At 75.6% G+C, this 8454-nt stretch carries 7 protein-coding genes; 3 read left to right on the forward strand and 4 right to left on the reverse strand.

Features of this window, described 5'->3' with window-relative positions:
• Together ACSNOB_RS30655 and ACSNOB_RS30660 are read right to left on the reverse strand one after the other, a co-directional pair.
• Nucleotides 1-1117 (reverse strand): NADH-ubiquinone oxidoreductase-F iron-sulfur binding region domain-containing protein (locus ACSNOB_RS30655; RefSeq protein ID WP_436690780.1); only part of this gene is annotated, 1117 nt, incomplete at its 3' end.
• Nucleotides 1114-2781 carry a hypothetical protein gene (locus ACSNOB_RS30660; protein ID WP_436690782.1) on the reverse strand — a complete coding sequence of 556 codons (1668 nt, stop codon included), beginning with the start codon at nt 2779-2781 and terminating at the stop codon, nt 1114-1116. The genes ACSNOB_RS30660 and ACSNOB_RS30655, both read right to left, overlap by 4 nt.
• Nucleotides 2782-3133: 352 nt before the next feature.
• On the opposite strand from ACSNOB_RS30660, the gene ACSNOB_RS30665 reads away from it, so the two are divergent.
• From ACSNOB_RS30665 to ACSNOB_RS30675, 3 genes are all read left to right on the forward strand, one after another.
• Nucleotides 3134-4582 carry an alpha-amylase gene (locus ACSNOB_RS30665; RefSeq protein ID WP_436690784.1) on the forward strand — a complete coding sequence of 483 codons (1449 nt, stop codon included), beginning with the start codon at nt 3134-3136 and terminating at the stop codon, nt 4580-4582.
• Nucleotides 4583-4665: 83 nt separating this feature from the next.
• On the forward strand, nt 4666-5571 hold the full coding sequence (locus ACSNOB_RS30670; RefSeq protein ID WP_436690786.1) for a L,D-transpeptidase: 906 nt from the start codon (nt 4666-4668) through the stop codon (nt 5569-5571).
• A 66-nt stretch (nt 5572-5637) separates the two neighbouring features.
• Nucleotides 5638-6783, forward strand: a complete 1146-nt coding sequence (locus tag ACSNOB_RS30675) for a site-2 protease family protein (protein ID WP_436690788.1) — start codon at nt 5638-5640, stop codon at nt 6781-6783.
• Between the two features lie 27 nt (nt 6784-6810).
• On the opposite strand, the gene ACSNOB_RS30680 is transcribed toward ACSNOB_RS30675, so the two are convergent.
• Both ACSNOB_RS30680 and ACSNOB_RS30685 read right to left on the reverse strand, forming a co-directional pair.
• Nucleotides 6811-8052 carry an FAD-binding protein gene (locus ACSNOB_RS30680; RefSeq protein ID WP_436690792.1) on the reverse strand — a complete coding sequence of 414 codons (1242 nt, stop codon included), beginning with the start codon at nt 8050-8052 and terminating at the stop codon, nt 6811-6813.
• Between the two features lie 189 nt (nt 8053-8241).
• Nucleotides 8242-8454 (reverse strand): hypothetical protein (locus ACSNOB_RS30685; protein ID WP_436690790.1); only part of this gene is annotated, 213 nt, incomplete at its 5' end.

Raw genomic sequence — 8454 nt, forward strand, 5'->3', positions numbered from 1 at the left:
CCCGGCCCTTCACGTCGCCGGCGGCGGCGCGGACCACCTCCACCGGGGCGCTGCCGGAGACCGCCAGGTCGACCGCGCGGGCCAGGTCGGGCAGTCCCATCCGGCAGGGCCCGCACTGCCCGGCCGACTCACCGGCCAGGTAGCGCACCACCTGGGCGGCCTCGCCGAGCGGGCAGGTGTCCGCGCCCAGCGGGACGATGATGCCGGCGCCGAGGGTGCCGCCGACCGCGGCCAGCCCGGCGCGGGAGATCACGGCCCGGTCCGCCGCCTCCTGGGTGATCCACTTACCGTGGTAGCCGCCCGTCAGGACGCCCGGCCCGTCCGGCGCCTCGCAGAGGTCGAGGATCTCCCGCAGCGGCGTGCCGGCGGCACACTCCACCACCGCCGGCCGCCGCGCCGCGCCGGTGACGGTGAGCAGCACCGTGCCGGGCTCGTCGTCGGTGCCGAGCGCCGCGTACTCGTACGGGCCGAGCCGGGCGGCGACCGCGAGCTGGGCGTACGTCTCGGCGTTGGAGAGCAGGGTGGGCAGCCCGCCGACGCCGGAGTCGCTGGAGCGCCGCTTGGTGCCCGGCGGGATGTGCGGCAGGCCGTTAATGCCGTTGACCAGCGCGCCGCCCTCGCCGGAGATGAACCGGTGCGGCACGGTGACGATGCTGGTGGGCACCGGCATCCGGCGCTCCTGGAGCGCCTCGGTCAGGGAGTCGCGGCCCACCCCGTCGTCCGTTACCCCGACGATGATCTCGTCGGCGTCCAGCGCGTACGCGGCCAGCGCCGCGCCGTCGAGGATCAGGTGCGGGGCCCGGGTGAGCAGCACCTTGTCCTTCCAGCTCGCCGGCTCCCCCTCGGTGGCGTTGACCACCACCACCGCCGAGAGGTCCTGCCGCTCGCCGGACTCCAGCACCGCGCGGAGCTTGCGCGCGAACGGGAAACCCGCCCCGCCCCTGCCCCTGAGCTGGGCACCCTCGGCGAGCCGGAGCAGGTTGGCCGGCTCCATCGGTCCGAGCGGCCCGTGCACCTCCTCGTGTGCGGGCAGGTCGAGCCGGCCGAACTCGGCGAAACCGGCGGTGAGCCGGGCCTCGCCGACGCAGGCCACCGGGGGCACGGTCGTACGCGTCACTTCGCCTCTCCCCGCAGCCCGGCCCAGTACGCCCCGTCGACGGCGTCGGCGGTGGCGCGGCGGCGGCGCCCGGACCGGCCCTCGCCGGCGGCCCGGCGCGCCCGCCGGGAGGCGAGGTCGACCAGGGTCGGGGTGTCGTCGGCGGGCAGCGGAACGTCGTCCGGGACGTACCGGGCCGGGGGGCGCCAGTAGTCCGGCTCGACGTCCAGGTCGTCCTCGGCGCTGTGCCGGCCCCCGCCGCTGCGCGGCGCGGCGGAGACCGGTCCGCCGGAGATCGGCCCACCGGAGACCGGCCCGGCCGAGACGGAGCCGGCCGAGACTGGCGGGCTGCTCGCCCAGCGGAGCGGGCTGTCCCAGGGCTCCTCGGGCTCCGCCCGGCGGGGCGGCGCGGAGTAGCGGCCGCCCGCCGCCACCTCGGCCCGGCGGGGGCCGTCCTCGGCGTACCGGTGGCGCCGGCCGGCCGGGGCGGCTTCCTCCTCGCCGCGCCGGGACGGCCGCGCGACGACGGGTTCCCGCTGCTCCTCACGCCGGGACGGGCGCGCGACGACCGGCTCCCGCTCCTCCTCGCGCCGGGACGGGCGCCCGACCAAGGGCTCCCGCTCCTCGTCGCGGCGCCGGCCGGTCGCCGGCTCCGGGGCGCGGCGGCGGGACCGGCCCCCCTCCCCCCGGATCGCCGGCTCCTCCTCCCGGCGGCGGCCGGGGCGCACGGGCTCGCGCAGCGTTCCGGGCTCCGGGACGACGGGCACGGCGAACCGCTCCGGGTCGGGCCGTCGCGCGGCGGGCGCGGTCCACGTCCCGGCGACCGTGGCCTCCGCCCAGTCCGGGCTGTCCTGCTTCGTCGCCCCACGACGGCGCCGGCCCCGGAGCAGCGACCGGCCCCGGGCGTCCTCGGCCGGCCGGCCGGCCAGCGCCGCGTTCATCGCGGCGGCCTGGTGCCGTTCCCGGCTGCGCCGGCCGAGGCTCACCGAGAGCCGGACCAGCAGCGCCAGCACGACCAGCAGGACGCAGGCGAGGTAGCTCAGCACCACCCACGAACCGGCCGGTCGCCCGGCGTTGAGGCCGTGCAGGATGGCGAACGGCCAGGAGAGGTACGCGGCGGAGTGCAGCGTCCGCCAGAGCCACTTCGGACCGACACCGGCGAAGCGGGCCCGGACGACGCCGGTCCAGAGCACGCTCACCATCAGCAGCGCGGCCACGGTGCCGAGCCCGACGTAGAGGCCCCGCCCGCCGACGAAGGGCACCACCGCGTCGGTGCTCGCCGCCCGGCCGGTGGCGACCTTGGTGAGCACGTGGCAGACCAGCCCGGCGACGCCGAGGATGCCGGTGGCCCGGTGCGCGGACTGCAGCAGCACCCGGTGCCGGATCAGCAGGACCAGCCGGTCGGTGGCGAGCAGCCCCAGCATCACGGTGAGGCTCAGCGCCACCAGGGCGATCACCCCGGCGAAGAACTCGGTGAAGAAGAACCCGTAGGCGTACGCCGTGGAGCCGACGCCGGTGAGCATCGTGACGGCCCACGCGGCGGCGAGCGCGGAGACGGTCAACAGGACCACCGCGGGGCGGGACCGGGTGCGGACCCCCCGGCTGGTGCTGGCGGTCCGGACGGCCGCCTTCTGGTTCTGCTGTGCCCGGGCCATCTGCTCCTCGATCGTCTCGCGGCGGCGCACCGCCTGCCTCCCCATCGAGTACGGACCGGCGCGGCGGGCGGATCAGCGGCGCGGCGAAATTCTCCGCACGGGCGTCGAACCGTCGGGCCGCGGCGCGCGTGTACGGCGGGCCCGGTCCGTCCGGCCACCGCGTGGCATGGAGCGGACCCGGTCCGGTCCGGCCGCCCGTCGTGGCGCCCTGCGCAGTGACACATGTCCATTCGTTGACAGCCGTCGCAACACGCTTGTAATCTTTCAGAAATTTTCAGGCCGGCATGCAAGACACCGGCAGCGAGCTTCCCCCGGCCCGCACCGCCACCCGGTTCCGGCCCGCACCGCCACCCGTCCCCCGCACCCCCGTCAGGAGTCCTCGATGCAGAGACGTCGGCGTCTGTCGGCGATCGTCGCCCTCGGCGTGATCGCGAGCCTGATCGTCCCCGTCACCGCGACGGCACCCCCGGCCACCGCGGCGCCGGCCGGCAGCAAGAAGGTCATCGCCAACCTCTTCGAGTGGAACTGGGCCTCGGTGGCGACCGAGTGCCGGACCACCCTCGGCCCGAAGGGCTACGGCTGGGTCCAGGTCTCCCCGCCGCAGGAACACGTCCGGGGCTCGCAGTGGTGGCTGGCGTACCAGCCGGTCAGCTACCGGATCGAGTCCCGCAAGGGCACCCGCGCCCAGTTCAAGTCCATGGTCGACACCTGCCACGCCGCCGGCGTGAAGGTCGTCGTCGACGCGGTCGTCAACCACATGTCCGGGCAGGACAACGGCGGCACCGGCTGGGCCGGCTCGTCGTACGGCCACTACGACTACCCGGGCATCTACCAGACGCAGGACTTCCACCACTGCGGCCGCAACGGCGGCGACGACATCGCCAACTACGGCGACCGGTGGGAGGTGCAGAACTGCGAGTTGGTCAACCTCGCCGACCTGAAGACGGAGTCCGACTACGTCCGGACGAAGATCGCCGGCTACCTCAACGACCTGCTCTCGCTCGGCGTCGACGGCTTCCGGATGGACGCCAGCAAGCACATGCCGGCCGCCGACATCGCCGCCATCAAGGGCAAGCTGTCCCGCTCGGCGTACATCGTGCAGGAGGTCATCCACGGCGCGGGTGAGCCGATCCAGCCGGGCGAGTACACCGGCAACGGCGACGTGCACGAGTTCCGCTACGGCAAGGACCTGGCCCGGGTCTTCCGCTCCGAGAGGCTCGCCTACCTGCGCAACTTCGGCGAGGGCTGGGGGCACCTGCCCAGCGCCTCGGCTGCGGTCTTCGTGGACAACCACGACACCCAGCGGGACGTGGGCGGCGTGCTGACCTACCGCGACCGGGGCATCTACGCGCTGGCCAACGCGTTCATGCTCGGCTGGCCGTACGGTTCCCCGACGGTCATGTCGAGCTACACGTTCAGCCAGCGCGACCAGGGCCCACCCTCGGACGGCTCGGGCCGGACCCTCGACACCACCTGCTACTCGGGCTGGGAGTGCGAGCACCGCTGGCCGGTGATCGCCAACATGGTCGGTTTCCGCAACGCCACCGAGGGCGCCGGCGTCGCCAACTGGTACGACAACGGCAACAACCACATCGCCTTCAGCCGGACCGGCCGGGGCTACCTGACCGTCAACGACGAGGACCACGCGATCACCGGCCGGTCCTACTACACCGGGCTGCCGGCCGGCCGCTACTGCGACGTCATCCACGGCACCTTCGGCAACGGCACGTGCAGCGGGCCGGTGATCACGGTGGACGGCAACGGCTGGTTCGCGGCCGACGTGCCCGCCCACGACGCGATCGCCATCCACGCCGGCGCGCGCCTGAGCTGACGCCGCGACCGACGCCCCCGCCCCGGCCGACATTCCGGCCGGGACGGGGGGTTCCGGCCCTCTCCACCCGTTACAGTGTCTTTGTGCGTTTTGACCGAATCACCCGGCGACAGGCCGGCCGGCTGGCCGCCGCCGTCGGCGTACCCCTGCTCCTGCTGGCCGCCGGGGCCACGGGCTGGGCGCAGACGCCCGGCGACGCGCCCCCCGCCCCGCCGGTCGTCGGTCCGCCCGCGCCGACCCGCGCGGCGCCGACCGCCACGCCCCCGGAGCGGGTGCCGGTGGCCGCGCCCGCGCCGGACGACCTGCCGGTGGTCGACTACGACCCGGCGCCCAAGGGCTTCCCGGCCGACCCGGGCGCGCTGGACACCACGCCGCTGACCGAGGGCCTGCACCCGACCCGCCGGATCGCCGCCTACACCGCCCCCGGCGGCAAGCCGCTGGCCTTCCTCGACCCCACCATCAGCGGCGTCGAGCTGACCATGCCGATCGCCCAGCGGCGCGCCGGCTGGACCGCGGTGCTGCTTCCCTCGGCCAACCGCACCCTCGCCTGGCTGCCACCCGGCGGCTTCACCACCGTGCCGCTGCGCGACCAGATCGTGGTCGAGCGCAGACCGCACCGGCTGACCTGGTACCGCGCCGGGCGGGCCGTCCGCTCCTGGGAGGTCAGCCTCGGCCAGCGCGGCCAGGAGACCCCGCTGGGCCGCACCTTCATCCTCGGCCGCACCCCGCCGCCGGAGAGCGTGTACGGGGGCGTGGACATCTTCGCCCTCGGCTCCGTGCCCGACGACCCGGACTCGGTGCCACCCGGCCTGCGCGGCGCGCACATCGGCGTGCACAGCTGGTACCACGACGGCGAGCTGGGCGAGAACACCACCAACGGCTGCATCCGGTTGACGAAGAGCGGGCAGCGGGAGCTGCTGGCCGAGGTCCGCCCCGGCACCGAGGTGGTGGTGGTCGACGAGTTGCCCGCCCCGCCCCCGACGGCCTGACGGGCCGCGCCGGGCCCCGGCACCGTCTTGGCGCATGGGTGTGACCGTCCCGGGTAGTACGCAGGCATGAGGGCGAGTTTCCGGCTCGGCCGGATCGCGGGCGTTCCGGTCGGGGTCAACTGGAGCGTCCTGGTCATCTTCGCGCTGATCGCCTGGGGGCTGTCGGTCAACCAGTTCCCCCGGGCCTACCCGGACCGGCCGGTGATCGCGTACGCCCTCGCCGGGCTCGCCGCGGCCGTCGTCTTCTTCCTCGGGCTGCTCGCCCACGAGGTCTCGCACGCGGTCGTCGCCAAGCGCAACGGGCTGGAGGTCGGCGGCATCACCCTGTGGCTCTTCGGCGGGGTGGCCGAGCTGCGCGGCGAGGCGCCCAACCCCGGCGCGGAGCTGCGCATCTCCGGGGTCGGCCCGCTGGTGAGCCTGCTGATCGGGTTCTTCTTCGGCGCGATCGCGGTGGTGCTCGCCCTGGCCGGGGCGGACGGGCTGCTGCTCGGCTCGGTGTCCTGGCTGGCCGGCATCAACGTGCTGCTCGCGGTCTTCAACGTGCTCCCCGCCGCCCCGCTGGACGGCGGGCGGCTGCTGCGCGCGGCGGTCTGGAAGGCGACCGGCGACCGGACGAAGGCGTCGGTCGTCGCCGCCCGGGCCGGCTGGGTGCTCGGCGCGCTGCTGATCGGCCTGGGGCTGTGGCAGTTCCTGGCGGGGGTCGGCTTCGGCGGGCTGTGGCTCGCCCTGATCGGCTGGTTCCTGATCGGCGCCGCCGGCATGGAGGAACGGCAGGCCCGGATGGGCAGCGCGCTGCGCGGCGTGCGGGTCGCCGACGTGATGACGCCGCAGCCGCAGACCGCGTCCGGGCAGATGACGGTGGCCGACTTCGTCGACCACTACCTCTTCGCGTACCGGCACTCGGCGCTGCCGCTGACCGAGGACGACCGCCCCGTCGGCCTGGTCACCCTCGACCGGGTGCGCGGCATCCCGGCGGACCGGCGGGCCGCCACCACCCTGGGCGAGGTGGCCTGCCGCGCCGACGAGCTGGTGCTGGCGCGGCCGGAGGAGTCGCTGAACGACCTGCTGCCCCGGCTCAGCGAGTGCGCCGACGGGCGGGCCCTGGTGGTGACCGACGGCCGACTGGTCGGAATCGTCTCGCCGAGCGACATCAGCCGGGCCGTGCAGCGCGGCAGCCTGCGCGAGCAGCTCGCCGGCCGGCCCGGCCGCTAGCCCCTGGGCAAGGCGCCAGCCCGGCCGTCAGCTTCGGGGGAAGTAGCGGTCCAGCAGGTCGGTGCGGAACTTCCCGGCCGGGTCGAGCCGGCTCACCAGGTCCAGGAAGTCGGCGTACCGGGGCCAGGCCGAGGCGACCGCCGCCGGGGCGAGACCGAAGACCTTCCCCCAGTGCGGGCGCGGCACGAACGGGGCGAGCTGTTCCTCCACCGCCGCCACCACCGGCAGCACCGCCGCCGGATCGGCGACCCAGGTGAAGTGGAGGGCGAGGCTGTCCCGCCCGTGGTTCGGGCTGAGCCAGAGCCCGTCGGCCGCGACCGCCCGCAGCTCGCAGACCTGGAGCACCGGCGCGATCAGGTGCGCGACCGGCTCCAGCGCGGCCAGCGCGGCCGCCCCCGCGCCGCGCGGCACGTGGTACTCCGACTGGAGCTCGTCGCCGCTGCTCGGGGTGAAGCCGAGCCGGAAGTGCGGCAGCCGCTCGTGCCACGGCCCGGGCGCGCCGAGCTGCGCGGTGCAGTTCTCCGCCGGCAGGCCGGGCACCGGGTGCCGCGGCCCGTCGGCCGCCGTCGTGCCCAGCCAGTCCGCCGGGGGCGGGGCGGCGTCCGCGTGCTGCTTCAGCCACACCTCCCGCAGCCGGGGACCGCGGAAGTCGGTGAAGACGCTGACGCTGTACGCCGAGGCGAACGCCGCGTCCAGCGCCTCGCGGGGCAGGCCGAGGCGGACGTACTGGCGCAGGTCGTACGCGGGCACCACGTCGAGGGTGAGCCGGGTGACCACGCCCAGCGCGCCGAGCGAGACCACCATCCCGGCGAACGTGTCCCCGTCCGCCGCCCGGTCCACGGTCAGCAGGTCGCCGTCGGCCGTCACCAGTTCCAGCCCGGCGACCGCCGTGGCCAGGTTGCCGACGGTCTCGCCCGAGCCGTGGGTGCCGGTGGCGACCGCCCCGGCGACCGAGATGTGCGGCAGGGAGGCGAGGTTGGCCAGGGCGTACCCCCGCTCGTGCAGGCGGGCGGCGAGGTCCCCGTACCGCATGGCGGCCGGCACGGAGACGGTCCCCCGGTCCGGGTCGAGCGCGACGGTCGCGGGCAGCCCCGCCAGCGAGACCAGGTCGCCGGCGGTGTCCCCGAGCCGGTTGAACGAGTGCCCGGTGCCGATGGCCCGGACGCGGTCGCTGCCCGCCACCAGCCGGCGCACCTCGTCCAGCGAGGACGGCCGGTGCCGCCGGCGGGCGGCGTAGCTGACGTTGCCCGCCCAGTTGGTGCCCGGCACCGCCCCGGTCGCGTCGCCGGGCGGCGCGTCGCCGCCCGGGGGAGGCGGCGGGCCGCCCGTCCGGGTCACTCTGGCACCGTCCAGTTCCACGTCGATCCCCTGTCTGCCCGGCCGTGGTCGTCGGCTGTCACCGGCCGGTCGGCAGCGGTTACCACCGGCGTCGTCGGGGAACCCTACGCCGATGAGCACCTACCACGACCCCGCCCCACGGGGCGACGTGTTCCACCCGGCGAAGGAGATCGGCCCGCTCGGCGCCGGGCCGCCGCCGGCCGGGGCGTACCCGGTGGGCACGACGCCCGGCCCCCGACCGACGCCGGCACCCCCGCAGAGGTCGTCGACAAGATCGGCCGGTACGCGGAGATCGGTAGCGAGCGGCTCTACCTCCAGGTGCTCGACCTGGCC

Source organism: Micromonospora sp. URMC 106 (assembly GCF_051386395.1).
GTDB lineage: Bacteria > Actinomycetota > Actinomycetes > Mycobacteriales > Micromonosporaceae > Micromonospora.

Bases quoted from the DNA above. Each gene is read 5' to 3' on its own strand.
- ACSNOB_RS30665 (WP_436690784.1), top strand. From the start codon at position 3,134: ATGCAGAGACGTCGGCGTCTGTCGGCGATCGTCGCCCTCGGCGTGATC.
- ACSNOB_RS30675 (WP_436690788.1), top strand. From the start codon at position 5,638: ATGAGGGCGAGTTTCCGGCTCGGCCGGATCGCGGGCGTTCCGGTCGGG.